We start from the raw sequence: 25,346 nt of genomic DNA on the forward strand, positions 1-25,346 counted from the left end.
CCTTCGGCCAGACTGGCCGTTGTCCTGCGGACAAGTGATTGAAGGAACGGCCGATGAAGCAGCACGACGACAAGCCTGAGATCGAGCCGTTCGAGGGGCCTGCCGGTGGCTGGGGCTCGGTGCGCAGCCTTGCCGACATCCTGCCGCGCGAGCGGGTGAAGCCGTCCGCGCTTGCCGAGCTTGCCCGCCAGAACAAACCCGACGGCTTCCAGTGCACGAGCTGCGCCTGGGCCAAGTCGGACAAGCCGCTGACGTTCGAGTTCTGCGAGGAGGGCGGCAAGGCGACGGCGTGGGAGCTGACCAGCCATCGCACGACGCCCGACTTCTTCCGAGAGCATAGCCTGACCGACCTGCGCGGCTGGACCGACTACGAGCTGGAGCAGCATGGCCGGCTCACCCACCCGCTGCGTTACGATCCCGCCACCGACCGCTATGTCGCCTGCGATTGGAATGAGGCGTTCGACCATATCGCCGCCGAGCTGAAGGCGATCGATCCGAAGTCGGCGGTGTTCTACGCGTCCGGCCGCGCAAGCCTCGAGACTTCATACATGTGGGCGCTGATGGCGCGCATGTACGGCAATCAGAACCTGCCCGACAGCTCGAACATGTGTCACGAGTCGACGTCGGTCGGGCTGAAGGCGGCGATCGGCGAGGCGGTCGGCCCGACCCGGCTCGAGGATTTCGAGCATGCCGACGCGATCTTCTTCTTCGGCCAGAATGTCGGGTCGAACGCGCCGCGAATGCTCCATCCGCTGCGCGATGCGCGCAAGCGCGGCTGCGAGATCGTCGTGTTCAATCCGCTGCGCGAGCGTGGGCTGGAGCGCTTCACCGATCCGCAGAACCCGCGCGAGATGCTGATGCGCGACGAAACGCGGATCGCCACGCAATATCACCAGCTTCGTGCCGGCGGCGACATTGCCGCGATGACCGGCATCGCCAAGCTGCTGGTCGAGTGGGATGATGCCGCCAAGGCGTCGGACGGCGAGCGCGTGCTCGACTGGCCGTTCCTCGACCAGCATTGCCACGATGTCGAGCCGTTCCTCGACGCGGTCCGCGCTGCCGACTGGGACGAGATCGTCCGTGAAAGCGGCCTCGACAAATGGGCGATCGAGGAAGCGGCAAAGGTCTATGCCCGGTCGAAGGCGGTCATGGCGATCTACGGCATGGGCCTGACACAGCATGTGAAAGGGGTCGACAACGTCCGCTTGGTCGTCAACCTCCTCCTCCTGCGCGGCAATATCGGCAAGCCCGGCGCCGGCCCGACGCCGGTCCGCGGCCATTCGAACGTGCAGGGGCAGCGGACGGTCGGCATTACCGAAAAGACCGAACTCGCGCCGGTCGAGAAGCTCAAGGAACTCTACGGCTTCGACCCGCCGACCGAAAAGGGGCTGGATACGGTCGAGACGTGCCACGGGATCATGGACGGATCGGTGCGCGCATTCATCGGCCTGGGCGGCAACTTCATCCGCGCGGTTGCGGACACCGGCCCGATCGAGGCGGCGTGGCACAAGCTGCGCCTGTCGGTACAGATCGCGACCAAGCTCAACCGCAACCATCTGTTCCCCGGCGAGGTGACGTACCTCCTGCCCTGTCTCGGCCGGATCGAGCGGGACGAACAGGCGACCGGCCCGCAGTCCGTCAGCGTCGAGGATTCGACCAGCTGCATCCACGGGTCCTACGGCCGCGTCGATCCGGCCAGCGAGCATCTGAAGTCGGAGCCTTATATCGTCGGTGCAATCGCCAAGCGGCTGCTGCCGCCCAATCCGGCGGTCGACTGGGATGCGTGGGTGGCCGACTATTCGCTCGTCCGCGACGCGATCGAGCGAACCTATCCGGAGAAGTTCAAGGACTTCAACAAGCGCATGTGGCAACCGGGCGGCTTCTGGAAGGGCAACAAGGCGGCGGAGCGCGTCTGGCAGACGGAGAGCGGCAAGGCCGAATTCTTCGTGCCGACCACGCTCAACGCCACCGGTTTCGACGATGCCGAGGGACTGTTCCGGCTGATGACGCTCCGCTCGAACGACCAGTTCAACACCACCGTCTACGGCTATCACGACCGCTTCCGCGGGATCAAAGGCACGCGCGAGGTGCTGATGATGAACAAGGAGGACATGGCGGCACAGGGGCTGGCCGAGGGACAGCGCGTGGCGCTGGCGACCGACTATGGCGACGGGGTGGAGCGGCGGCTCGATAACCTGCTCGTCACGCCCTACGACATTCCGCGCGGATGCCTGGGCGCCTACTACCCCGAGGCGAACGTGCTGATCCCCCTCGACCACAATGCCGAGGTCAGCCACGTCCTCGCGGCCAAGTCGGTGCCGGTACGGATCGTCGCCTGACGGATGGGCGTCGGCGCGGTCAGCGCGCCGACGCCAATGCCTTTGCGAGCGGGTCGATCTGTTCCTCGGGAATGCGACGTGCGATCACCGGCATTGTCGCGTGCGGCTTGCGCGCATCGACGATCTTTTCGTCCCCGCGCCAGTTCGTCAGGCGATCGGCAACATAGGTCGCCTTCTGCCCGGCGATCAGCGGATACGACTTGCCCGGCGCATGGCAGCTCGAACAGGCAGGCAACTGATCGTCACGCCGCCCGGCGATCAGCAGCGGATGCGTCGCCGGCAGCGCTACGTCGCGCAGCCCCGGCATCGCCGCGTAATGCCCAGCGAGCGCGCGCATCTCGGCGGGCGTCAGCGCGGCGGCTGCGACCTGCATTACCGCGCTCGCCCGGTGGCCGGCGGCATAGCGGCGAAGCGCCCCCTCCAGATACGCGGCCTTTTGCCCGGCAAGCACCGGCACGTCCGGCCCGCGCCCGAGGCCATTGGTGCCATGACACCCGGCACAGCTTTCGATCAGGCCGGGCCGCAATGCCGCGACCGGCGTGACGCGCCGAACCTCGGTCAGCGCGCGGTACTGCGCCGGAGTCATCGTCGGCAGGCGGCGCACGAAAGCCACCATCCGCCGGATCTCGTCGGGCCGCCCCTCCGCGCCCCAGGCGGGCATGCCCGAATATTTGACGCCGTGTTCCAGGATCCAGAAGATCTGGCGGTCGGTCCATTGCTTGGCATTGACCGACAGGCTGGGCGCGGGCGGCATTGCCTTTTGCATCACGGGGTTCGGTCGGACGCCAGGGGCACCGTGACAGCTCGCGCAAGCCTGTTTGAAATGGCCGGCGGCGCTGACGAGGCCGCTGTCGTCGCGGACGCGCTCCGGCGTCTGGAACGCGCTGTAGGTCTTGACCGAATTGCGCATGACCCAGTGCAGGAACCATTCGGTCACCTTCCAGTGCCCCGACGAGGCGGCGATCTGGAACAGCCCCGACCAGGCGAATGCCATGCCGGCGGCGAAGATCGCCAGCAGCGCCAGGACGACCCGCTTCCAGGTGATGCGGATCGTCATGCTCGCGCCTCTCGGCCCATCAGCAGCCGGGCGAGCAGCGCGAGGCCGCCCGCCATATAGCTGGCCGCGCCGATCATCAGCATCACCACACCGCCCAGTTGCTGGTCGGCGAGCGGATCGAGCCCGTGGTGCATCGTCATGTCCTGATAGAGCGGCCGCGGCGCCAGGCCGATTAGCGCGCCGAGAAGCGTCATGTGCATCGACGTCAGAAGCAACGCACCGATCCCGCTCGCACGGTTGCCCGCGGCGAACGCGGCGCTCCAGAGCGCGAAGCCGGCGCCCAGATACATCGCCTGCTCCAGCACCATCGCGCCGCGCGACACTGCGGCCCATTCGCGTGCGGCGGGCAGATGCCAAGCCCAGACGATGACGAGCTCCGCCAGCATCGACCCCATCGGTGTGACCAGCCGCGGCCAGCGTCGCACAGGATCGGCGCGGGTGCCCGAAAGCCCCGCGGCGATCAGAGGCGCGGCGACCGCAACCGCCAGCATGTGGCCCGCCATGTGCCCCGTCATGCCGAGCCCGCTCGCGGCGAGCCACCAGCCGAACGGCAGCGTCGCCGCACCCAGGCCGAGCATCCCCCGCCTCACCGGCAATCCCCGATGAAGACGACCGGCAACGCCGTGAAGATCACCGCGACGAAACTGAGGCCGGACAGGAGCAGCGTCGACTTGGCGAGGAAGCGCAGCCGGTCGACATCGGTCGATTCCTCATGCGGCGGTGCATCGCCCGGCACGCGCGACTGGTGCCACGCGATCCAGCCCGACGCGAGGATGACGAGCAGCGCCGCGACGGTACCCCCGACGAACAGCCACGGAAACGTCGCGAACTGACCGACCTTGGCGCAATTGATCGCCGCCCAGAGGTACGCGAACAGGAAGTGCGCCGCCCAGGTCGTCGGCGGCACGATCAGCGTCCACAAGGTGACGCGCAGGCGCAAGGCCCAACCGGGCAGCCCGCGCTTCACGACACCCCCGGAAAAAGGCCGATCGTCGCGTAGGTGACGATCGCGGTCAGCGCGAAGAAGTGCATGTAGACGGTGATGTTGCGCACGTCAGCGTCGTATTTCGGCGTCATCCGCCCGGCGATACTGCGCGCCAGCGTATAGCCCTGCATGATGATCGCGACGCCCGAATGCGCCGCGGTCCAGATCGCCAGCGTCCAGACGATCGCCGGGTAGACGTGCGCTTCCGGGTCCATGCCCGACAGCCACGGCCCGGCGAGCCCCGCATAGACGCCGTACGCGCTGAACGCCGCGCCGGCCGCCAGCGCCATGCGGGCGGCGCCTACCGACCCCGCCGCGTTGAGCTGCCGCGCCGCTACCGTCAGTGTCCAACTGACAAGCGCCACCGCCAGCGCCACCATCGGCCAGAACGCCCCCGGTGCCGCGGCCATGTCGGCGGGGGGGAAATCGGGATGCCGCGTCCAGAAGAAGAAATAGCCGAAGACGAGGCCCGAGAACGCCGTCGCATCCGCCATCATCGTGATGAACATCGCCCACCACCCCGGCGCCTTTGCCCCCGAGACGTAGAGCGGCAGCTTGATCCCGTGGCCGATCGGCTTGCATTCCTTTTCCGGGATTTCCGCGGTGCCGGTCCACAGCCACAGCAGGACCATGAACAGCGTCGCGAAGGCACAGGCGAGCGCCGCCCAATAGAGGTGGAAAGTGGTCAGGATGAACACCCCGCCCAGCGCGATCGCGGTCAGCATCGGCTTGAAGCTGGGCGTGCCCAGCCGGATCACCGACACCGGCCGCGCATCGAGTACCGAGGTGATGATCGTCTCGCGCCGCCCCTCTTCCGCATCGGGCAGGAAGAAGCGGCCCTCATCGACCTTTTTTACGAAGTCCTTCTGGTCCCAGATTGGGTAGCGGCTTGAAATCAGCGGCACGCAGCGGACGCCCCAATGCGCGTCGTCGGCCGGATCCTCCAGCCATTCGAGCGTCCCCGCCCCCCATGGATTGCGCGCACCCGTCTTGCGCCGCGGCGACAGCGCGAGGTCGAGGCAGACGACCGCCACGCCCGCGGCGAACAGATAGGCACCGAGCGTCGACACGAGGTTCAGCCCGCCGATACCCAGCTCCGCCGGATAGGTGAACACGCGTCGCGGCATCCCCTCCAGCCCCGAAAAGTGCATCGGGAAGAAGGTGATGTTGGCACCCGCGAACAGCATCCAGAACGCGATGCGGCCCAGGCGGTCGGACAGCTTCTTTCCGGTGATGAGCGGCCAGTAGTAATAGAGGCCCGCGAACAGCGGCATCAGCGTGCCGCCGATCAGCACGTAGTGCAGATGCGCGACAACGAAATAAGTATCGTGCGCCTGCCAGTCGAACGGCGCGACCGCGACCATCACGCCTGTGAGACCGCCGATGACGAAGATCGCGAGGCTTCCCGTCGCATAGAGGAGCGGCGTCGACCAGGTGACGCGGCCCGCCCACAGCGTCGCGATGAACACGAAGATCTGCACGCCGGTAGGGATCACCACCGCCTCCGATGCGGCAGAGAAGAAGGCGAGGCTGATCTTGGGCAGCCCCGTGGTGAACATGTGGTGGACCCACAGGCCGAAGCTCAAAAACGCGGTCCCCACCGCCGCCAGCACGATCCACGGATAGCCCAGCAGGTGCCGCTTGGCGAAGGTCGGCACCAGCATCGCGAACAGCGCGATCGAGGGGAGGAAGATGATGTAGACCTCCGGGTGGCCGAAGATCCAGAACAGGTGCTGCCACAGCAGCGGATCGCCCCCGCGCGAGGCATCGAAGAACGGCCAGTTGAGCAGCCGCTCCATCTCGAACAGCAGGTCGCCCGCGATCAGCGGCGGGAAGGCGAACAGGATCATCACCGCCACGACGAGGATGTACCACGCATAGAGCGGCATCAGGTTGAGCCGCATCCCCGGTGGCCGGCACTTCAGCACGCCGACGATCAACTCGACCGCCGCCGCGACCGACGACACCTCGATGAAGCTCAGACCCAGCATCCAGATATCGGCACCCAGCCCCGACAGGTCGGTGCGCGTGGTAAGCGGCGGATACATGAACCAGCCGCCATCGGGCGCCTCGTTGAAGAAGATCGACCCCGCGACGAACACGCCGCCCAGCAGGAACGACCAATATCCGAACGCCGACAACCGGGGGAACGGCAGGTCGCGGGCGCCCAAAAGCTGCGGCAACAGGATGATCGACACCGCCTCGAACATCGGCACGGCGAACAGGAACATCATCATCGAGCCGTGCAGCGTGAACAGCTGATTAAACGTGTTTGCGCTGACGAGGTCGTTGTCGGGCACGGCGAGCTGCGTACGCATGATCATCGCCAGCACGCCGGCGAACAGCATGAACCCGAACGCGGTCAGCGTATACCAGACGCCCACCCGGTCATTGTTGGTGTCGGTCCAGCGAAGGAACAGACCCGATGGCGGCTTCCATACCTCGCGGAGCCTTGCTTCCTGTGCGGCGCGAAGCTCGGGATCGTCCTGCGCGTGGAGGCTCATTTCAGGCCCTTCAGATAGACGGCAATGGCGCGGGCCTCTTGGTTCGACAATTGCGGATAAGCGGGCATGCGGACGCCGGGCTTGGCCTCCTGCGGTGCACGAATGAATTGGGCGGTGCGCTCGACGGTGGGCGGCAGGATGCCAGCACCCAACGTCAACCGCTCGCCATAGCGGCTGAGGTCGGGGCCGATGCGCGAATTGTGCTCGGTCCCGCGGATCGCGTGGCACCCGCCGCAGCCATTGGCCGCGAACAGCCGCTCGCCCTCGCCCTGCCCCGCCCCGGCGGCGGGCCGTGCCTGACCGGCGAGCCACGCATCGAAGGCGGCCGGCTCCATCGCGACCACGTCGAACGCCATCAGCGCGTGGCTCAATCCGCAGAACTCGGTGCAGACGCCTCGATAGCGCCCCGCCTTGTCCGCGCGGACGACAAGGCTGTTGGTGCGGCCGGGGATCATGTCCATCTTGCCGGCGAGACCGGGAATCCAGAAGCTGTGGATCACGTCCCGCCCGGTCAGCTCGAACGCGACCGTGCGCCCCACCGGCACGCGCACCTCGTTGGCGGAGACGAGTACGCCGCCGCCCGGCCGCTCGTAACCGACCCGCCACCAGAACTGCTCGCCTTCGACATGGATGGTGAGGTCGCCCGCCCCGGTCACGCGCGGGCGCATGGCGGGCAGCGCGAAGATCAGGATGACGGTGAGGACGATCGCCGGCCCGATCCCGCCGAGCCAGAGGACCAGGCGCATCCCCTGCTTGTGCGTCAGTTGACCCTCGGGCGCGCGCACGGCCCGCCAATAGACACCGATCATGATCGCGGCGATGACCGCCGCACCGACGACGAGCGCGATCGTGATCGTACGGATGTTCGTGGCCTCTGCGCCGAACGTCGCGAGCGCGGATTGGTGGCGATTACATGCAGATAGCAGCGCTGACGCGGCCAGACTCGCCCCTATTCGCCGCATTCGCCCGTCGTCCCCCTTTATTGGCCCCGACGACGGAAACCTTCAGTCGCTGAACGGTTCCCTCGTTTCTGAGGCTCGGAACGGAGACGGCATGACCGACTGGATCACCAACCTGATCGAAAGCACCGGCTATCTCGGAATCATGCTCTTGATGTTCCTCGAAAACCTGTTCCCGCCGCTGCCCTCGGAAGTCATCATGCCGATGGCGGGCTTCACCGCCAGCCGCGGCGAACTGAGCATCGTCGGCGTGGTCGTCGCGGGGACGGCGGGGACCGTATTGGGCGCGCTGTTCTGGTATTCCGTCGCCCGATGGCTGGGCGAGGAGCGGCTGAAGCATCTGGCGAACCGCTACGGCCGCTGGATCACGCTGCATCCGCGCGAGATCGACCGCATCGACGACTGGTTCGACCGCCACAGCCGCTGGGCGGTGCCGGTCGGCCACCTCGTCCCGGGCATCCGCACGTTGATCTCGATCCCCGCGGGGCTGTTCGGCATGAAGCCCCTGCCCTTCGTGCTGCTCACCACGCTCGGTGCGGGCGCATGGACCGCAGCGCTCGGGACCGCGGGCTACGTCCTCGGCGCGAAGTTCGACAGCGTCGAGCGCTGGATGGGGCCGGTCAGCACCGCGATCATGGCCGGGATCGCACTATACTATGTATATCGCGTCGCCACGTTCAGACGCGGCGAAACAGCTTAGGCCGCCTCGGGCTCTTCCGCCGCGTCCAGCCCGTACGCGGTGTGGAGGACGCGCACCGCGAGCTCGGTATAGTCCTCCTCGATCAACACGCTCACCTTGATCTCGCTGGTCGTGATCGCGAGGATGTTGATGCCGCGCGCGCCAAGCGTCGCGAACATCGTCGCCGCGACGCCCGCATGGCTGCGCATACCGACGCCGACGACAGTGATCTTGGCGATCCGCGTATCGTGGATGAGCTTGGTATAGCCGATCTCGCCCCGCGCCTTTTCAAGCAGGTCGATCGCACGCGCAAGATCCGCCTTGGGCACTGTGAACGTCACGTCGGTCGAACCCGTCGCATGGGCGATGTTCTGGACGATCATGTCGACGTTGATGCCGCCGGCCGCCAGCGGGCCGAAGATCGCCGCGACCGCGCCGGGGCGGTCGGGCACCTCGACGAGCGTCACCTTCGCCTCGTTCTTGTCGTGCGCGATGCCGGTGATGAGCTGGCGTTCCATATCGTCGATCTCCTCCTCGCCCACGATCAGCGTGCCGGGGCGCACCACACCGTCCTCTCCCACGAAGGACGAGAGGACCTGCACGCGCACCCCTTCCTTCATGGCCAGCCCGACCGAGCGCGTCTGGAGCACCTTGGCCCCGACGCTCGCGAGCTCGAGCATTTCCTCGTACGTGACCTTCTGCAGCTTGCGCGCGCGCGGCACGATGCGCGGGTCGGTCGTATAGACGCCGTCCACGTCGGTATAGATGTCGCAGCGATCGGCCTTCATCGCCGCCGCCATCGCGACCGCGGAGGTGTCGGAGCCACCGCGCCCCAGCGTCGTCACGCGATTGCCCTCGGTCGCGCCCTGGAAACCGGGGATCACCGCGATCTCGCCCGCCGCCAGGCTGCGGTCGAGCTCGGTCGTATCGATATCCTCGATCCGGGCGGAGGCGTGGACGTCGCTGGTCCTGATCGGCAACTGCCAGCCGAGCCAGCTTCGCGCCGGCACGCCCGCCGCCTGCAGCGCGATCGCGAGCAGGCCGCTCGTCACCTGCTCGCCCGACGAGACCACCACGTCATATTCGCGCGGATCGTAAAGCGACGAGGCCTCGCGGCAGAAGCCAACGAGCCGGTCGGTATCGCCGGCCATGGCGGAAACGACGACGGCGATCTGGTTGCCCGCTTCCCACTCGCGCTTCACCAGCTTCGCGACGGTCCGGATGCGCTCGATGCCTGCCATCGAGGTACCGCCGAACTTCATCACGATGCGCGCCATGGTGCCCTAATCCCCCCTTGGGTCCGCTGGGGGCGGCTGATAGGGGGAGCGCATGGCAAAGGCAACGACGATCGACCCCGGCGAGGCAGCGCATTTCGGCAGGATGGCCGCGGAATGGTGGGACCCGCGCGGCAGCTCGGCAATGCTCCACCGGCTGAACCCCGTGCGCCTGCGCTATCTCCGTGAAGCGATCGACCGCCATTGGGACGGCGATTCGGCCAGCTTCAAGCCTCTTGAGGGCAAGACCGCGCTCGACGTCGGCTGCGGCGCGGGACTGCTGACCGAGCCGCTGGCGCGGATGGGCGCCGCGGTGACGGGCATCGACGCCGCGCCCGAGAACGCCGCCGTCGCCGCGGCCCATGCCGAGGAAGCCGGGCTCGCCATTCGGTATCTCGCCGGCGAATTGGAGGGGCTTGAGGGTGGACGCTACGATCTCGTCACCGCGATGGAGGTAGTCGAGCACGTGACTGACCCCGCCAGCTTCGTCGCGGGCCTCGCCGCCGCGCTGGCGCCGGGCGGCCTGCTCCTTATGTCGACGCCCAACCGCACGCCCTTGTCGAAGCTGGCGCTGGTCGGGGTCGCCGAAATGACCGGCATGATCCCGCGCGGCACGCACGACTGGGACAAGTTCCTCACGCCCGATGAACTGACCGCGCATCTTCAGGCGGCGGGCCTCACCGTCACCGACGTGACCGGCCTCGCCTTCTCCCCCGCGCGCGGGTTCACGCTCGGCGAAGATCGCAAGCTCAACTATCTCCTGAGCGCGCGCGCCGACTGACGGTCAGAAGAGCCGGCCGCCGTTCGGCACCGGCTTGGACGGCGCGGCCAGCACGACGCGCCCCTCGGCATCAGGAAACCCGAGCGTCAGCACCTCCGACATCATCGGGCCGATCTGGCGCGGCGGAAAGTTGACAACCGCGGCCACCTGTCGCCCGACAAGATCCTCGATCGCGTAATGCTCGGTGATCTGTGCCGACGACCGCTTGGTGCCGATCGTCGGGCCGAAGTCGATCGTCAGCTTGAACGCCGGCTTTCGCGCCTCGGGAAAGGGTTCGGCGGCGACGATCGTCCCGACGCGGATATCGACCGCCAGGAAATCGTCGAAGCCGATCGTCGGCGCGGGCGGGGCGGCGGGGTCGTGGTTCAGGTGCATGGCAGCCCCCCTACCCCACGCCCCCGCCGGCCGTCACCCTCAACGCGCCGCGGTGTCCGTCCCGTCGGGCACGCGGTACATCGTCATCTGCATCGCCGAACAGGCATAGGTCGCGCCATTGGTCAGCTGCGCCGCCTTCATCGCCGGGACGAGTGCCGGCTGGAGCGCCGCCAGCGTCGCGCGCGCATCGCCCTCGTTTCGCGACCACGCCATCGCCGGGCCACGCTCGCCGCCGGGCATCGCCGTCGTCGTATAGGGCGCGAACTCGCCGAGATAGGCGACCTCCCCCGCCGCGACCGAGAAACGCGGCGCGCCGAGGCAGAAGCTGTTGGTGATCGCAACCGCCCCCGGCGCCGCCCCCGCGACGACATAATCGCCCGGCGTCACACGGATCAGGTGATATTCGAGCGGCAGCTTCTTGTCCGCGCTCTTCACGGTAAGGCCGTAGCTGGTCTTGTCGCCGGTCTTCTTCCAGTCGCGCGGGCGATAGGCAAGGTCGCTTCCCGCCGCGTCGTAACGCGCGATCGCGACCGAGGCGGACTTGCCCGCGCTTTCGTCGTCGGGCCGGCGAAACCCGATCAGGATCGCCGCCGCGCCGGGCTCCAGCGTGACGGGGACCTTCGGATCGACTTTCTTGCCCGTTACCAGCCCGCCGGGCGCGGCGATCGCCACCGGTTTGCGCAGGTCATAGGGCGCCGGTTCGGCGAACCCGTTGTGCCAGACCGTAGTCTTGCCCTGCACCTCGGTCGCACCGACGATGCCGTTGAAATAGGCGCTGCGGTCGGCGTCGCTCATCGTGCCGACCCGAGCCGCCTCGGCATCGCTTACCTCGACCAGCCGCCAGCCGCGCGCCATCAGGCACTCGCGCCGGTTCTCCCGCCGCTGCTGCCCCTGCGCTATCGCGCCGCCGATCAGCCCGCCGATCCCGCCCGCAAGGCCCGCAGCGACGGGCGAGATCATCGCCGGGTTGTAGAACATCGGCACGCTGCCCGTGGGGGTGCGCGATCCGCGCGCGATCAGCCGGCACGCCTGCCACGCCGCATCGTAATCGGCGCGCGTCGCCCCCGGCCGATTGTAGAAGCGGCTGTCCTTCAGGTCGCGCGCGGCATCGGCGGCGATTTCCTCGGGCGTGTCCTCCGGCGGCTTGGGCGCAGGCGTGGATTGGCCCGCGACAAGCGCGAGCGCGGCAAGCGAAGCGAACAACGGCGACTTCCCCCTTTGCCGCCCGTTGCGGCAAAGACAGGGCTAAATCGCCGAAATGCCGCTTGCAAGCCGCCTCAATCGGCGACCGCTGCCACCGCAGCGGGGTCGAACCCGCTGGCATCGGCAACGTCAAAATAGCGCGTCAGCAGCGTCCGCTCGATCTCCGTCAGGTGCGGGTTCCAGACGTCGAGGATCAGAATCACGCGCGGCTGATCGCTGTCGTTCCACGCCTCATGCTCGATCGTGTCGTCAAAGGCGAAGGCCTCCCCCTCCCGCCATTCGCGCGTCTCGCCGCCGACCCGGAAGCCGCAGCCGGGGGGCACGATCAGCGGCAGGTGGATGATCGCCCGCGCATTGCTGACCCCGGTATGCGCGGGCAGGCGCGTATGCGGGCGCAGGATCGAGAAGAACACGTTGGGCGTCCGCCGCCCCATCTGGGCCAGCGGCACGATCGCCTCGAGCGCGGCGACGGTCGCGGGACAGCGGCGGCAATGCGCATCGTCGCGCACGCCGAACCGCCACAGGTGAAACGCGCTCCAGTCCATCGACCGGTCGAGCGGCGACCATTTGCTCTGCGGCGCCCCGCGCTCCATCGAGACATAGGGCTCGACCCCCTCCACCCCGTCCCGCAAAAGCGCCGCCGCCTCCTCGCGGATCGCGGGCGCCTGTGCCTCCAGCGCGGGCATCCAGGGGAAGTGCTGGCGGTCGAAGAACTCGTCGGCGGGCAGGAACGGGAAGTGCAGCCCATGGCACTCGTTCTGATAGATCTGACGGCGGCCGAACATGCGATCGATACAGGCATCGAACCGGCGACGGTCCCGCCGGTCTAGCGGATCGCGAAGGCTGGCGATCCCGCTCTCGATCGAACTGGCGAGCCGCCCGCCCTCGCTCGCGACATATTCACGCGCATGGTCCAGCACGCGCTGAAACGCAGGCGCCGGGTCGGTGATGCCGCGCGACACCTCCAGCACCTGCGACCAGCGCAACATGGCGAGCGGCGCCTCGCCCCGCCGCTCGTGCAGCTCCGCGAGCCGGATGCTGGCGCCCAGATGGTGCGGGTTGAGGTCGAGCGCCCGGCGCAGCGCATCGCGCTCCCCATCGTCGCGGCCGAGGCGGCGTCGGGCGGTAGCGACGTTCATCCACAATTCGGGCGCGTTCGCATCGCTGCGCGCCGCGCGCTCGAACAGCGACTCGGCCTCGCCCGCCCGGTCGCTCTCGAGCGCGATCATGCCGAGCGCGTTGAGCGCCAGCGGCTCCTCGGGCGAGCGTGCGAGCACCGCCTCGAACTCGCGCACGGCGCCGGCCACGTCGCCGCGGCTCAGCGTCCCGCGAGCCTGTTGAAGTTGTTGCGCAATCGCCGCCGCTGCCCCGTCCATCTAACTGAGGTTAGCGACGGCAGGCCGGCCGACAACCACCCCAAAGTATTGGTGGACAAGGCGTCGAGCAGCGCTTCCGTCAAGGACCGCCGGCGGGGCGTCCCATCTGGTTGTCCTGAATATATTGCAGGTTCGTGCGCGCCGCCTCGGCAATCCGCGCCCATTCGGTACGGGTGAAGCATTGCCGCTTCTTCTTGACCAGCGAGCCGGTCTCCAGCGTCTTGCGGCAGATCTTCTTCTCCGGGTCGGGCTGCGCCGCCGGGGTCTGCGCGATCGCGGCCGTCCCCATCCCCAACGCGGCGAGCGCCGCCATCGTCTTCAAACCACGCATTATCCCTGCCTCCCAAGCACTAGGCCCGCGCGGGAAGCTAACCGAACCTGTCGGCGATACAAGGGCCGACGGCTTGCGTCGGCGGCGGCGACGGCGCAGCAGATGCCGCATGCAAGTTCCCGACACGCTCGCCGATCTGATCGGCAACCCCGCCTGGCTCGCGCATCGCTATGATCCGGGTCACGACGCCTTCCATTTCCGCTGGGTCGACCGCAGTCGTCACGCGGCGACGACGTTCCTGACCGAGGAGGCGCTGGCCGATGCGCCCGGGCCCGTCCCCGTTGCGCGCGCGGACACGGCGCCGCCAGCCACCGCGCCGCTCCATTTCATCTTCCATTCCGCTTATTGCTGTTCGACGATGCTCGCGCGGGCGTTCGACGCCCCGGGCACTTCGATGGCGCTCAAGGAACCGCTGCTGCTCAACGACATGGTGGGCTGGCGGCGGCGCGGCGGCGAACCGGCGCGGGTGGCCGAGGTGCTCGATCGGACGCTGGCGCTGCTCGCGCGTCCGTTCGCGCCGGGCGAGGCCGTCGTCGTCAAGCCGTCGAACGTGGTCAACGCGCTTGCGCCCGTCATCCTCGCATTGCGGCCGGAGGCGAAGGCCTTGCTGCTCCACGCGCCGCTCCCCGCCTATCTTCGCTCGATCGCGAAGAAGGACATGTGGGGCCGGCTCTGGGTTCGCGAATTGCTGATCGGCTTGTTGAAGGACGGGCTCGTCGACCTCGGCTTCGATACCGAAGGCTATCTCGGGCTCACCGATCTTCAGGTCGCGGCAGTGGGCTGGCTGGCGCAGCACGCGTTGTTCGCGCGCACCGTCGCGCGATACGGCCCCGCGCGCGTCGCGACGCTGGACAGCGAGACGCTGGTGGCCCGCCCGCGAGAGGCGATGGGCGCGCTGGTGCGCCTCTACGGCCTGTCGATCGACGCGGTCGGCATCGACGCGATCGTCGCTGGCCCTGCGTTCACCCGCCACTCGAAGCTGTCGGCCGAGTTCGGCGCGGTCGAGCGCGCCGCCGAGCATCGCAACGCCGCCGACCTGCACGGCGACGAGATTGCCAAGGTCGTCGTCTGGGCAGAGGCGACGGCGAAGGCCGCGGGCATCCCCCTCATGCTCGGCGCCAGCCTGATCGATTGACGAAAAAAGGGGGCCGGACCGAAGTCCGACCCCCCATTTTCTGGCCTAATCCGAAGATTAGAACTTCAGGCGAGCGCTCGCCGAGAAGCGACGGCCCAGCGCGTCGTAGGTCGACGGATAGACGTTGCCGCTGTTGTACGTCGTGGCGCCAACCGTGTTGCCGACCACGGTGGGCTGGTTGTCGAACAGGTTGATCGCCGCGATCGAGAACGCGAGGTTGTCGGTCGCATTGAAGCGCATCGTCAGGTCGAAATAATGCTCCTCCGGAATACGGCGGAACTCGGGGTTGACGATGCAGCCGTCCGGATCCGCACCCTGCGGGTCCGCGCAGCCTGCGCCAACCGCAGCCGCGAGGTCGTCGGCGAACGCCGCCGGCTCGTACTGGACCGAGTCGATGAAGCGCCACAGCAGCGAGACGTCGACGTCGCCCACGGTGAGCGTGGTGCGCTGCGAGAACTGGAACTCGGGCTGGATCGAGCCCGTGAACGAGCAGTTCACGCTGTAGAAGCCGACGCACTCGCGATCGAGGCCGGTCGGGGTCGCCTGGTACTTGGACGAGTGCGTCCAGTTGCCGACGAAGCCGAGCGACAGGCGGCCGAAGCTGCCCAGACCCGTGGTGTAGTTCATCGTCACGTCGACGCCGTCGGTCTCGAGCTTGCCGAGGTTGCTGAGCGGCGCGAACAGGCCCGGCGCGAGGTCCGGCGCGCCGTCGAGCGCACCGGTGACCGAGTTACGACGGATCACGGTGCAGGCCGTGCTCGTCGCGCTGGCCGCCGACAGGTTGTTGAAGCACGCACCGATCAGATCGCCCGGCAGCGGCGCGCCGACAACATCCTTGACCTTGATGTTGTAATAGTCGGCCGACAGCGTGAAGCCCGGGATGAACGAAGGCGTCAGCACCGCGCCCGCCGTCCACGTGCTGGCGGTTTCCGGCTGAAGGTTCAGGTTACCACCGCTGGTGATGTTGGCCTGGCCCGCAGTCGGGTTGTTGATCGAACCGATCGTGCCCGCCGGCGCACCCTGCGCAAGGCAGACCGCGCGCAGGTTGGCGTTGGCGACCGGCGCCGCACCGGCGCAGGGATCGATCGACAGGTTGGTGAGCACCGTGTTCAGCGGCGAGAAGAGCTCGCTGATGTTCGGCGCGCGAACCGCGCGGTTGTAATTGCCGCGGATGCGGACGCCGTCGGTGGGCTCCCAGGTGCCGCCGGCCTTCCAGGTCGTGGTCTCGAACGTCGGGTTGCCCGGCGAGTTGACCTTGTAGCTGGAATAGCGTGCGCCGCCTTCGATCGTCAGGCTCTTGAAGAAGGGCTTGTCGCTGACGAGCGGCACGATGAGCTCGCCGAACGCTTCCCAGACGTTGAAGCCGCCGTTGATGTTCGGGGCCGCACCGCCCGCACCGCCGAGCTCGCCCGGCGTCTGCGCCAGCGTGTCCGACGCCTGCTGCGCGGTGTACTCGCGGAACTCGCCGCCGATGGCGACTCCGACCGCTTCGGTCGCCCACGGGAGCGAGAAGCCGAGGTCACCGCTGACCGTGCCGCGAACCTGGCCCAGCGAGGTGCGGTTCGTCGTGCTGCTGGCAGCCGACAGGAAGTTGGTCGCCGCGGTCGTCAGCGAGCCCTCGGGCCCGAAGAAGTTCGCGGGGACGCAGCCGCCGTTCTGATTCTGGCAAACCGGCGCAGCGGCCGTGCCGTCGACCAGCAGCGACTGGCGGACGCGCGAGGTGAGGATGTAGCCACCCAGCGTCTGGATGTTCTCGCTCTCGCCGTACGAACCGCCGATATCCCAGTCGAGGTTGTCGGTCAGCGCGCCGCGGAAGCCGAGGCGGTAATCGAAGAACGTCGTCTGGAAGGTCGAGGTACGCGGACCTGCCTCGGTCGTACGACGCGACAGGTTGAACGTGACCTCGCGGTAGTTCGGGTCGGTGCGGCCCGTCGCGGTCGCGGCGGCGGCGCACTGCGCCGGCGTGAAGCGCGGCGTGTAGGTCGCCTGGCCCGAGACCGAGGCGCCGGCGGCGTTCACGCCGGTGACGGTCGGCGCGACGTTGAACGCGCAAAGCTGGTTGCGCAGGTTCGCGGGCAGAAACGGGTTGTTGAGGTTGACGGTGACCGACGAACCGAACGAACCCGACGGCGCGATGATCGTCTCGACGGTGTTCTTCGAGAAGATGCCGCGCGAATAGACTTCGATCGCGTCCGAGATCTCGTAACGCGCCGAGCCGAAGATGTTGTAGCGCTCGAACGGCGTCTGGAAGATGTTGTACGGGTTGAAGTTGAACGGCGCGTAAGCGGCGCGTGCGAAGCCGGTCGCCGGATCGATCTGACGGTTGCCGCCATTGGCGACGCCGCCGGTGACCGGGGCGAGGATCGGCACGCCGGCCGCCGTCACGCCCGTCTGGACGAACGCCGGGGTCGTGTTGATGACGCCGTTCACGACCGGACGCGTGCCCGAGATCGTCGAGGGCACCGAGGTGCCCGAACCGCCGCCGCGGCCGGTGTAGCTGTCGACCTGCGTGATCGAGAAGTCACGATCGCCCTGATAGACGGGATCGGCTTCCTGATAGCCGATGCTCAGCACGGCGTTACCGCGGCCGTCGGCGAAGTTCGCGCCGATCGTCGCGTCGATGCGGAAGATGTTGCCGTCGCCGCGCTCGGTGATCTGCTCCGAGGCGTTGACCTCGAGGCCGGCGAAGTCGGTGCGCGTGACGAAGTTCACGACGCCGGTGATGGCGTCCGCACCATAGGTCGTCACGGCGGCGCCCGTCAGCGAGTCGACGCGCTGGACGATCGCGAGCGGGATGTTGTTGAGGTCGACGCGGCCGACCAGTTCCGACGGGGCCAGACGCACGCCGTCGAGGAGGACGACGTTACGATTCGAGCCGAGGCCGCGAAGATCGACGTACGACGCACCGCCGTTGCCGTTGTTGACCGCCGAACCGATCGACGGAACCGCACCCGGCAGTTCGCGCAGCAGCTGCTCGGCCGTGTTGGTCTGACGAAGATCGATTTCGTCGGCGCCGACGGCGTTCACTGGGCTCGACGAGACGAGGTTGGGGTTGCGGATCAGCGAGCCGGTGACGACGATGTCCTCGCCGGTGTTGGTCGCCTCAGCGGCCTGCTCGCTGGGCGTCGCAGTGTCCTGGTTGACGGTGGGGGTCGTCTCCGGCGTCGCGGGCACGGCCTGTGCGAAGGCCGGCGTGGCGGCGAAGGCCGAGCCGATAATCAGCGTCGAGGCCAGCAGCCTCTGGCGAGTCAGCTTCTTCATTGGTTGCGCTTTCCCTTTTTACCTCGCGCCGTTTTCCGACACGACGCGATTCACCGGTCCCTGAAACCGGCATGGTCAAAATCTAAGGCCAGCTTCGTTCCGCGAGCAACGAGATTCCATGGTCGTGCGCGGTTTCGAACGAAACGGTGGCATTATAGTCACAGTTCTGTCACGCCCCGCGATCAGCTAGCAGCGACCAAGACACGGACGAAGGGCAGGACGATATGCGGGGAGCGTTGATTCTGGGCATCACCCTGGCGGCGGTGGCGGGTGCGCCCGCCGCGGCACAGGACGGGCGCGGTGAAGCACGCGCGGACGGGCTGGCGGGCGCGCTGGCCGCGTGCCGCGCGATCGGCGGCGATACCGAGCGGCTCGCCTGCTTCGACAAGGCCGCCGCCGCGCTCCTGACTGCGAAGGACGACGGCCAGGTCGTCATCCTCGACCGCGAGGGGATGCGCCGTGCGAAGCGCCGCGTCTTCGGTTTCCAGCTCCCCCGCCTCGGCCTGTTCGGCGACGGCAAGGACGACGAGGGCAAGGGCGAGCCCGAGGTGAAGGAGATCGATTCGACGATCACCCGCGTCGTTTCCGCCGGCGGCGGCACCTACATACTCGGCCTGGCGGATGGATCGACCTGGCAGACGACCGAGGGCCGGACAAACTTCGTCCCGCGCCGCGACGAGGCGGTGAAGATCGAGGTCGGCATCCTCGGCAGCTACAATCTGAAGGTCGCGGGCTCCAACCGCTCGGTCAAGGCCAAGCGGGTCCGCTGACGAACCGGGGGCGCCGCCGCACGGGCGCCCGCCCCCCTCGCCTTTCAGCCGGCGAGCTGTCGCTCCAGCTCGCCGAGCACGCGGTAGCAGGGCAGCACCTGCGCCACGCTGGAATTGGGCTCGCGCCCCTCGCGGATCGCGGCGACGAACTCGCGGTCCTGAAGCTCGATGCCGTTGGTCGAAACCGCGACGCCGCTGACGTCGATCGGCTCTTCCTTGCCGGTCACCAGGTCGTCGTAGCGCGCGATGTACGTCGCGCTGTCGCCGATATAACGGAAGAAGGTGCCGAGCGGCCCGTCATTGTTGAAGCTCAAGGACAGCGTGCAGATCGCCCCGCTCTCCGCCTTCAGCTGTATCGACATGTCCATCGCGATGCCGAGTTCGGGATGGATCGGCCCCTGCATCGCCTGTGCGGCAACGATCGGCCCTGCCTGATAGGCAAACAGGTCGACGGTATGCGCGGCGTGGTGCCACAGCAGGTGGTCGGTCCACGACCGCGGCTCGCCCTTCGCGTTGATATTCTTGCGGCGGAAGAAATAGGTCTGGACGTCCATCTGCTGGACGTTGAACTCGCCCGCCTTGATCCGGTCGTGGACATACTGATGCGATGGGTTGAAGCGGCGCGTGTGCCCGACCATGCAGACGAGGCCGGTCTCGCGCTGCTTGGCCATCACCGCCTCGGCATCGGCCCAGCTGTCGGCGAGCGGAATCTCGACCTCGACATGCTTGCCGGCCTCCATGCACTGGATCGCTTGGGCCGCGTGCATCTGCGTCGGCGTGGCGAGGATCACCGCGTCGAGGCCGGGTTGCTCGAGCGCTTCGGCAAGGTCGGTGCAGGCATGGGCGATGCCGTATTTCGCGGCCACGGCCTGCGTCGGGTCGAGGTTGCGGCCGACGATCGAGATCACCTCGACCGCGTCGATCTGTTTCAGGGCATCGAGGTGCTTTTCGCCGAAGGCACCGGCACCGGCGAGCGCGATTTTCATGGGGAGCTCCTTATTCCCGTCCCTGGAAGGGAGGGGTCGGGGGTGGTCTGGTCTTGGTACGACCGATCTTTTGGGAGTTGCCGATGCCGTATCGCGGCTACCGACCCACCCCCGGCCCCTCCCTTCCAGGGAGGGGAGAATAGCTATGCCGCCGCGACCGCGTGGATCGCGTCGCTGCCGGTCATGTCGAAGCCCTCGCCATTATCGGGCCGCAGCACCGCATGACCGATCGCGGTGTTCGAGCAAGGCACGTGGTAATGCCGGTGCAGCAGCCGCGTACTCTTTCCCAGCGCGCCGCGCATCACGAGCCACATGACCATCTCGATCCCCTCGGACCCAGTCTCGCGCAGATATTCAATATGCGGAATGCGGCGCAGGTGATCACTGTCGCCGACAAGGCCGTCGAGGAAGCGATTGTCCCATTCCTTGTTGATGAGCCCCGCGCGCGGGCCCTGAAGCTGGTGGCTCATGCCGCCGGTACCCCAGATCTGCACGTTGAGATCGCCCTCGAAACTGTCGACCGCGCGCGCGATCGCCTCGCCCAGCGCCCAGCAGCGATTGCCCGAAGGCGGCGGATAGGTGACGACGTTGACCGCCAGCGGAATGACCTTGCACGGCCAAACGTCGGGCTTGCCGAACATCATCGACAGCGGAACCGTGAGGCCGTGATCGACGTCCATCTCGTTGATGATCGTCATGTCGAATTCGTCGAGGATCAGGCTCTGGGCGATGTGCCATGCAAGGTCAGGATGCCCCTCAACATCGGGCACCTGTCGCGGCCCCCAACCTTCGTCCGCCGGCTTGTACCGCTCGCCGCAGCCGATCGCGAAGGTCGGAATGATCTTCATGTCGAAGGCAGAGGCGTGGTCGTTATAGACGAGGATGACGACGTCGGGCTTCTCCGCCTTCTCCCACGCGCGCGTCCATTCGTATCCGTCAAAAATCGGGCCGAAATAGCCGTCCGCGTCCTTGTTCTGGTCGGATGCGACGCCCAGCAGCGGCACATGGCTGGAGGCGACGCCTGCGGTAATCTTTGCCATCTTAGCGGCCCTCCTTGATGCTGCGAACGCCCTCAGGCGAGCGGCCGCCCTGCATCATCATCTGCGTGTACTGGTCGAAATCCATGTCGGTCATCGTCGCCACCGCCTTTGCGAAGGGCAGGCCGTCGGTCGAGAACAGTTTCGAGAGAAAATAGACGTTGCCGCCAAGGTCCAGGCAGCGGTTGTAGTCGCGATCCAGCAGAGCCTGCTTCTGCTCGTCGGTCAGCGGCCATTCGGCCATGTAGGCCGCCTCGTCCGCCTTGAACCGTTCGCGGTTCTCGGCCTTCATCAGGCTCATCGCGAACTGGTTCATATGATAGCCCTGGCGCGCGCGCGCCGCGGTGAAGACGCGGGTTCCGGGAATGTCCTCGAACTCTGCGAGATAGGCGTGGATGTCACGCGGTCCGGTCATCTTTGCCTCTCCTTGGCTATTCCGCGGCTTCGGCGCGCGAACGGCCGAGCAGCATGTCGAGTTTGGCGGCCAGTCCATCGGGCACCGGCGCGCCGGGCCGGGCGAGCGCATCCTGCCGCTCGACCGTTGCCCGCGTCATCGCGCTGCCGGTGCCGAGCGCGTCGAGCGTCTTGACGACCTCGCGCATTTCCTCGGCACGGCGGCGGCCGTGGAGCATCATGCGGTCGAGATTGTAATCGGCAGTCGCCGCCCAGCCGCGCGGCGCCGGGCTGGCGTCGAGCGAGGCGATCACCGCATCCCGCACGCCCGCGGTTTCGGCGGCAAGGACGCATTCGGCGGTCAGCGCCTCGATCCCCTTGACCATCACCGAGCGGATCATCTTGACCGAGGATGCCGCACCCACCGGGCCATCGAGCAGGGAGACATTCGTGAAGCCCGCGCTGCCCAGCGCCGCGGCAGCGTCGGCTGCGTGCGTACCGCTCACCAGCAGCGGGACGGCAAGCTGCTTCGGAAACACCGGCGCGAGGACGGCGACATCGACATAGTGTCCCCCCGCGCGCTCGATCGCGGCCTGTGCCGCGCGCTTGGTATCGGGCGCGACGCTATTCAGATCGCAATAAAGCTGGCCGGGCGCGATCGCATTCGCGACGGCTCTCGCCACGTCCAACGCGCTCCCGGCCGTCACGAGCGATAGGATGAGGTCGGCACCCTCGATCGCCGCGGCGACGTGATGCGCGGCAACGACGCGGTGCGCCGCCATACGCGCCAGCATCGCCTCGCGCCCCGCGGGATCGTCGAGCTTCAGGTCATAAGCGACGGTCGGAACGCACCATGCGCCGGCAAAGGCGCCCGCCGCTTCCCCGAACCCGATCGTGGCGATCCTGTCGACCATGGCCGGACTCTGCCGACCCTGCCCCCACGCCACAAATCGAAAGCCGCCGCCGGCTATTCGATTTGCGGAAGTGGGCGTCGAAAGCGCCCGCTTATTCGGCCGCCTCGGCGAAGCGTGCGGGGGCCGCCTGACGCACGCCGTCCTCGACATGCGCCTCGAACGGCGCGAAGTTTTCGACGAACAGGTCGACCAGCCGCGCGGCGGCCTCGTCATATTCGGCGGGGTTCGCCCAGGTCGAGCGCGGATCGAGGATCGACGCGTCGACGCCGGGCACTTCGACCGGCACCATGAAACCGAAATTCGGATCGCGGCGGAACTCCGCATCCTTGAGGCTGCCGTCGAGCGCGGCGTTGAGCAGCGCGCGCGTCGCCTTGATCGGCATCCGCTTGCCAACGCCATACTTGCCGCCGGTCCAGCCGGTGTTGACCAGCCAGCAATCGACCCCGCCCTTGGCGATCCGCTCCTTGAGGAGATTGCCGTAGACCGAGGGGTGGCGCGGCATGAACGGCGCGCCGAAGCAGGTCGAGAAAACGGGCTCGGGCTCGGTCACGCCAATCTCGGTCCCCGCTACCTTCGACGTGTAGCCCGACAGGAAATGGTACATCGCCTGTTCGGGCGTCAGCTTGGCGATCGGGGGGAGCACGCCGAACGCGTCGGCGGTGAGCATCACGATGTTCTTCGGCACCGGCCCCAGATTGTCGGCGCTGGCATTGGGGATGAAGTCGATCGGATAGGCGCCGCGGCTGTTCTCCGCCAGCGTCGCATCGTCGAGATCGAGCTCGCGCGTGCCCGCGTCCATCACGACATTCTCGAGCACCGTGCCGAACCGCTTGGTCGTCGCGAAGATTTCGGGCTCGGCCTCTTCGGACAGGCGGATCATCTTGGCGTAGCAGCCGCCCTCGAAATTGAAGACGTTGGTGTCCGACCAGCCATGCTCGTCGTCGCCGATCAGCGTGCGGCTGGCATCGGCCGAAAGCGTCGTCTTGCCGGTGCCCGACAGGCCGAAGAACACCGCGCTGCCGCCCTCGGCGCCGATGTTCGCCGAGCAGTGCATCGGCATCACGCCCTTTTCAGGGAGGAGATAGTTGAGCAGGCCGAAGACCGACTTCTTCATCTCGCCGGCATATTTGGTGCCGCCGATCAGGATCATCTTCTCGCTGATATTGACCGCGATCACCGTCTCGGTGCGGCAGCCGTGGCGCGCGGGATCGGCGCGGAAATCGGGCAGGTCGATGATCGTGAAGTCGGGGACGAAGTCGGCCAATTCGTCCGCGTTCGGCCGGACCAGCATCGTGCGGATGAACAGGTTGTGCCAGGCGAGCGTGTTGATGACGCGCACGTTCACGCGGTGCTCGGCCTGCGATCCGCCGTACAGATCCTGGACGAACAGTTCGTCGGCCTTGGCGACCTCGGCGAGGAAGTCGGCCTTGAGCGCGGCGAACGCCTCAGGCGTCATCGGCTTGTTCGACTTGCCCCACCAGACGCTGTTCTCGGTCTCGGCATCGCGGACCATGAACTTGTCCTGCGCCGAGCGGCCGGTGTGGCGGCCCGTCTCAACCACCAGCGGGCCGTCCTTGGCCAGCCGCCCCTCGCCGCGCGCCACCGCCTGCTCGACCAGAGGCGCGGTGCCGAGGTTCCAGTAAAGCGTCGCGTTGGTCGAAATGCCCTGCGCGTCGAGGCCGTGGCGGGGGGTGCGATCGGTCACGTCGGTCTCTCCTGTGGGCGGATGCTGCGCCGCCGCATACGTATGCAGAATATGGCTGCGCATATGCCGGGGGCGCGCTTTCGTCAAATGCGTGGATCAACCCGGCGCCGTCCGGCACGATATCGCTCCGACGTCGCGTCCGATGATGTTCTTGATGCGTTCTCATCCTGGCTCTATCAGGGTTTATGCCCTCGACTCGCCCAGCGCGCGGCGCCACGCTCAATCGCGGGAGCACGCGCTTCAACCTTGCCGAGCGTGAGGCGGACGGCGACTGGCTCGACGAGCGGACCGCGATCGACGGGGAAGCCGCGCCTGTGCGCACCACCGTCACCGTCGAACACCCGCGCACGATCATCGCGCGCAACCAGTCGCCCGACGTACCGTTCGACCGATCGATCAACCCCTATCGCGGCTGCGAGCATGGCTGCATCTACTGCTTCGCGCGGCCCAGCCATGCGTATCACGACCTGTCGCCGGGCCTCGATTTCGAGACGCGGCTGTTCGCCAAGCCCGACGCCCCTTCTCTGCTCCGCGCCGAGTTGGCCAAGCCCGGCTATGTCTGCCGCCCGATCGCGTTTGGAACCAATACCGATCCCTATCAGCCGATCGAGCGCGACTGGCGGATCACGCGCGGGTGTATCGAGGTGCTGGCGGAGACGAACCATCCGATCACGATCACCACCAAGTCCGATCGGGTGCTGCACGACCTCGACCTGATCGCGCCGATGGCTGCAAAAGGCCTGGCGGCGGTGATGATCTCGGTCACGACGCTCGACCCGAAGATCGCGATGACCTTGGAGCCGCGGGCGGCGGCGCCGGCGCGGCGGCTGCGGGCGATCCAGGAACTGGCGGCGGCGGGGGTGCCGACCTTCGTCTCGATCTCCCCGGTCATCCCCGCGATCACCGATCACGAGATGGAGCATATCCTCGAACTCGCCGCCGAGGCGGGCGCGCGGCGCGCGTTCTTCATCCCGGTGCGCTTGCCGCACGAAGTCGCGCCGCTGTTCCGCGCGTGGCTCGACACGCATTATCCCGAGCGGGCGGGCAAGGTGATGGCGATCACCCAGTCGCTGCGCGGCGGCCGCGACAACGACCCCGGCTTCTTCACGCGGATGCAGGGGCAAGGGCCATGGGCCGCGCTGCTCTCGACGCGCTTTCACAAGGCGTGCCGCAAATACGGGCTGGAGGGCGAGCGGATGCAGCTTCGCACCGACCTGTTCCGCCCGCCCGCGGGCGCGCAGGGCGAGTTGTTCTGACCATGGCGGCCGGGCTAGGCAGGCAT

Annotated in this window: 22 protein-coding genes; 6 read left to right on the forward strand and 16 right to left on the reverse strand. The window is 67.5% G+C overall.

The window, feature by feature from the left end:
- Positions 1 to 53: 53 nt before the first annotated feature.
- Entirely contained in the window at positions 54 to 2,339 is a 2,286-nt protein-coding gene (locus FHR19_RS11035) for an FdhF/YdeP family oxidoreductase (protein WP_184028213.1), read from the forward strand.
- 19 nt (positions 2,340 to 2,358) lie between these two features.
- On the opposite strand, the gene FHR19_RS11040 is transcribed toward FHR19_RS11035, so the two are convergent.
- Genes FHR19_RS11040 through coxB form a run of 5 tightly spaced genes read right to left on the reverse strand, consistent with a single transcriptional unit; the run spans position 2,359 to position 7,847 of the window.
- Positions 2,359 to 3,396, reverse strand: a complete 1,038-nt coding sequence (locus tag FHR19_RS11040; protein ID WP_184028215.1) for a c-type cytochrome — start codon at positions 3,394 to 3,396, stop codon at positions 2,359 to 2,361.
- Positions 3,393 to 3,986, reverse strand: coding sequence for a cytochrome c oxidase assembly protein (locus tag FHR19_RS11045; RefSeq protein WP_184028217.1), 594 nt, complete (start codon positions 3,984 to 3,986; stop codon positions 3,393 to 3,395). The genes FHR19_RS11040 and FHR19_RS11045 overlap by 4 nt, the downstream gene beginning before the upstream one ends.
- Complete coding sequence (locus FHR19_RS11050) at positions 3,983 to 4,363, reverse strand: hypothetical protein (protein ID WP_184028220.1); 381 nt, start codon at positions 4,361 to 4,363, stop codon at positions 3,983 to 3,985. Before FHR19_RS11050 ends, FHR19_RS11045 begins: the two co-directional genes overlap by 4 nt.
- Entirely contained in the window at positions 4,360 to 6,885 is a 2,526-nt protein-coding gene (gene ctaD, locus FHR19_RS11055) for a cytochrome c oxidase subunit I (protein WP_184028222.1), read from the reverse strand. The genes FHR19_RS11050 and ctaD overlap by 4 nt, the downstream gene beginning before the upstream one ends.
- Positions 6,882 to 7,847, reverse strand: a complete 966-nt coding sequence (gene coxB / locus FHR19_RS11060) for a cytochrome c oxidase subunit II (RefSeq protein WP_184028225.1) — start codon at positions 7,845 to 7,847, stop codon at positions 6,882 to 6,884. Before coxB ends, ctaD begins: the two co-directional genes overlap by 4 nt.
- 91 nt (positions 7,848 to 7,938) lie before the next feature.
- Between coxB and FHR19_RS11065 the strand changes: the two genes are divergently transcribed.
- A complete protein-coding gene (locus tag FHR19_RS11065) occupies positions 7,939 to 8,544 on the forward strand; it encodes a DedA family protein (protein ID WP_184028227.1) in 606 nt (201 codons plus the stop codon).
- Here FHR19_RS11065 and FHR19_RS11070 read toward each other — a convergent pair.
- Positions 8,541 to 9,800 (reverse strand): aspartate kinase, encoded by a 1,260-nt coding sequence (locus FHR19_RS11070; protein WP_184028229.1) that lies wholly within the window; start codon positions 9,798 to 9,800, stop codon positions 8,541 to 8,543. The two genes, FHR19_RS11065 and FHR19_RS11070, sit on opposite strands and share 4 nt — an antisense overlap.
- A gap of 52 nt (positions 9,801 to 9,852) precedes the next feature.
- Here FHR19_RS11070 and ubiG point away from each other — a divergent pair, with 52 nt between their 5' ends.
- Entirely contained in the window at positions 9,853 to 10,578 is a 726-nt protein-coding gene (gene ubiG / locus FHR19_RS11075) for a bifunctional 2-polyprenyl-6-hydroxyphenol methylase/3-demethylubiquinol 3-O-methyltransferase UbiG (protein ID WP_184028231.1), read from the forward strand.
- 3 nt (positions 10,579 to 10,581) lie between these two features.
- Here the strand turns inward: ubiG and FHR19_RS11080 are convergent, their stop codons facing one another.
- The 4 genes from FHR19_RS11080 to FHR19_RS11095 form a co-directional block, all read right to left on the reverse strand.
- Positions 10,582 to 10,953 (reverse strand): tRNA-binding protein, encoded by a 372-nt coding sequence (locus FHR19_RS11080; RefSeq protein ID WP_184028233.1) that lies wholly within the window; start codon positions 10,951 to 10,953, stop codon positions 10,582 to 10,584.
- Between the two features lie 39 nt (positions 10,954 to 10,992).
- Complete coding sequence (locus FHR19_RS11085) at positions 10,993 to 12,156, reverse strand: hypothetical protein (protein ID WP_184028235.1); 1,164 nt, start codon at positions 12,154 to 12,156, stop codon at positions 10,993 to 10,995.
- A 74-nt stretch (positions 12,157 to 12,230) separates the two neighbouring features.
- Entirely contained in the window at positions 12,231 to 13,532 is a 1,302-nt protein-coding gene (locus FHR19_RS11090; RefSeq protein WP_184028237.1) for an aspartyl/asparaginyl beta-hydroxylase domain-containing protein, read from the reverse strand.
- Positions 13,533 to 13,611: 79 nt separating this feature from the next.
- Positions 13,612 to 13,863 carry a hypothetical protein gene (locus tag FHR19_RS11095; RefSeq protein WP_184028239.1) on the reverse strand — a complete coding sequence of 84 codons (252 nt, stop codon included), beginning with the start codon at positions 13,861 to 13,863 and terminating at the stop codon, positions 13,612 to 13,614.
- A gap of 109 nt (positions 13,864 to 13,972) precedes the next feature.
- On the opposite strand from FHR19_RS11095, the gene FHR19_RS11100 reads away from it, so the two are divergent.
- A complete protein-coding gene (locus tag FHR19_RS11100; RefSeq protein WP_184028241.1) occupies positions 13,973 to 14,998 on the forward strand; it encodes a hypothetical protein in 1,026 nt (341 codons plus the stop codon).
- 57 nt (positions 14,999 to 15,055) lie between these two features.
- Here FHR19_RS11100 and FHR19_RS11105 read toward each other — a convergent pair whose 3' ends face one another.
- A complete protein-coding gene (locus FHR19_RS11105) occupies positions 15,056 to 18,259 on the reverse strand; it encodes a TonB-dependent receptor domain-containing protein (RefSeq protein WP_184028243.1) in 3,204 nt (1,067 codons plus the stop codon).
- Positions 18,260 to 18,483: 224 nt separating this feature from the next.
- Here FHR19_RS11105 and FHR19_RS11110 point away from each other — a divergent pair, with 224 nt between their 5' ends.
- Complete coding sequence (locus FHR19_RS11110; RefSeq protein ID WP_184028246.1) at positions 18,484 to 19,029, forward strand: hypothetical protein; 546 nt, start codon at positions 18,484 to 18,486, stop codon at positions 19,027 to 19,029.
- Between the two features lie 44 nt (positions 19,030 to 19,073).
- Here FHR19_RS11110 and FHR19_RS11115 read toward each other — a convergent pair whose 3' ends face one another.
- The 5 genes from FHR19_RS11115 to FHR19_RS11135 all read right to left on the reverse strand — a co-directional run bounded on the left by FHR19_RS11115 (position 19,074) and on the right by FHR19_RS11135 (position 24,064).
- On the reverse strand, positions 19,074 to 20,015 hold the full coding sequence (locus tag FHR19_RS11115; protein ID WP_184028248.1) for a Gfo/Idh/MocA family oxidoreductase: 942 nt from the start codon (positions 20,013 to 20,015) through the stop codon (positions 19,074 to 19,076).
- 143 nt (positions 20,016 to 20,158) lie between these two features.
- Entirely contained in the window at positions 20,159 to 21,055 is an 897-nt protein-coding gene (locus tag FHR19_RS11120; RefSeq protein WP_184028250.1) for a class III extradiol dioxygenase subunit beta, read from the reverse strand.
- Between the two features lies 1 nt (position 21,056).
- Positions 21,057 to 21,467, reverse strand: a complete 411-nt coding sequence (gene ligA, locus FHR19_RS11125) for a protocatechuate 4,5-dioxygenase subunit alpha (protein WP_184028252.1) — start codon at positions 21,465 to 21,467, stop codon at positions 21,057 to 21,059.
- Positions 21,468 to 21,483: 16 nt separating this feature from the next.
- Positions 21,484 to 22,359 carry an NAD(P)-dependent oxidoreductase gene (locus FHR19_RS11130; RefSeq protein ID WP_184028254.1) on the reverse strand — a complete coding sequence of 292 codons (876 nt, stop codon included), beginning with the start codon at positions 22,357 to 22,359 and terminating at the stop codon, positions 21,484 to 21,486.
- Positions 22,360 to 22,450: 91 nt separating this feature from the next.
- Positions 22,451 to 24,064 carry a phosphoenolpyruvate carboxykinase gene (locus tag FHR19_RS11135; RefSeq protein WP_184028257.1) on the reverse strand — a complete coding sequence of 538 codons (1,614 nt, stop codon included), beginning with the start codon at positions 24,062 to 24,064 and terminating at the stop codon, positions 22,451 to 22,453.
- A gap of 185 nt (positions 24,065 to 24,249) precedes the next feature.
- Here FHR19_RS11135 and FHR19_RS11140 point away from each other — a divergent pair, with 185 nt between their 5' ends.
- On the forward strand, positions 24,250 to 25,320 hold the full coding sequence (locus FHR19_RS11140; protein ID WP_184028259.1) for a PA0069 family radical SAM protein: 1,071 nt from the start codon (positions 24,250 to 24,252) through the stop codon (positions 25,318 to 25,320).
- Positions 25,321 to 25,346 lie beyond the last annotated feature (26 nt).

It is taken from the genome of Sphingomonas yantingensis (assembly GCF_014199325.1).
Classification (GTDB): Bacteria; Pseudomonadota; Alphaproteobacteria; order Sphingomonadales; family Sphingomonadaceae; genus Sphingomonas; species Sphingomonas yantingensis.

Coding starts and splice junctions, on each gene's coding strand:
- FHR19_RS11070 (WP_184028229.1), bottom strand. CDS start 9,800: ATGGCGCGCATCGTGATGAAGTTCGGCGGTACCTCGATGGCAGGCATC.
- FHR19_RS11115 (WP_184028248.1), bottom strand. CDS start 20,015: ATGAAAATCGCGCTCGCCGGTGCCGGTGCCTTCGGCGAAAAGCACCTC.
- FHR19_RS11035 (WP_184028213.1), top strand. CDS start 54: ATGAAGCAGCACGACGACAAGCCTGAGATCGAGCCGTTCGAGGGGCCT.
- FHR19_RS11040 (WP_184028215.1), bottom strand. CDS start 3,396: ATGACGATCCGCATCACCTGGAAGCGGGTCGTCCTGGCGCTGCTGGCG.
- FHR19_RS11120 (WP_184028250.1), bottom strand. CDS start 21,055: ATGGCAAAGATTACCGCAGGCGTCGCCTCCAGCCATGTGCCGCTGCTG.
- FHR19_RS11100 (WP_184028241.1), top strand. CDS start 13,973: ATGCAAGTTCCCGACACGCTCGCCGATCTGATCGGCAACCCCGCCTGG.
- FHR19_RS11130 (WP_184028254.1), bottom strand. CDS start 22,359: ATGGTCGACAGGATCGCCACGATCGGGTTCGGGGAAGCGGCGGGCGCC.
- ligA (WP_184028252.1), bottom strand. CDS start 21,467: ATGACCGGACCGCGTGACATCCACGCCTATCTCGCAGAGTTCGAGGAC.
- FHR19_RS11080 (WP_184028233.1), bottom strand. CDS start 10,953: ATGCACCTGAACCACGACCCCGCCGCCCCGCCCGCGCCGACGATCGGC.
- ubiG (WP_184028231.1), top strand. CDS start 9,853: ATGGCAAAGGCAACGACGATCGACCCCGGCGAGGCAGCGCATTTCGGC.
- FHR19_RS11140 (WP_184028259.1), top strand. CDS start 24,250: ATGCCCTCGACTCGCCCAGCGCGCGGCGCCACGCTCAATCGCGGGAGC.
- ctaD (WP_184028222.1), bottom strand. CDS start 6,885: ATGAGCCTCCACGCGCAGGACGATCCCGAGCTTCGCGCCGCACAGGAA.
- FHR19_RS11065 (WP_184028227.1), top strand. CDS start 7,939: ATGACCGACTGGATCACCAACCTGATCGAAAGCACCGGCTATCTCGGA.
- FHR19_RS11090 (WP_184028237.1), bottom strand. CDS start 13,532: ATGGACGGGGCAGCGGCGGCGATTGCGCAACAACTTCAACAGGCTCGC.
- FHR19_RS11105 (WP_184028243.1), bottom strand. CDS start 18,259: ATGAAGAAGCTGACTCGCCAGAGGCTGCTGGCCTCGACGCTGATTATC.
- FHR19_RS11095 (WP_184028239.1), bottom strand. CDS start 13,863: ATGCGTGGTTTGAAGACGATGGCGGCGCTCGCCGCGTTGGGGATGGGG.
- coxB (WP_184028225.1), bottom strand. CDS start 7,847: ATGCGGCGAATAGGGGCGAGTCTGGCCGCGTCAGCGCTGCTATCTGCA.
- FHR19_RS11110 (WP_184028246.1), top strand. CDS start 18,484: ATGCGGGGAGCGTTGATTCTGGGCATCACCCTGGCGGCGGTGGCGGGT.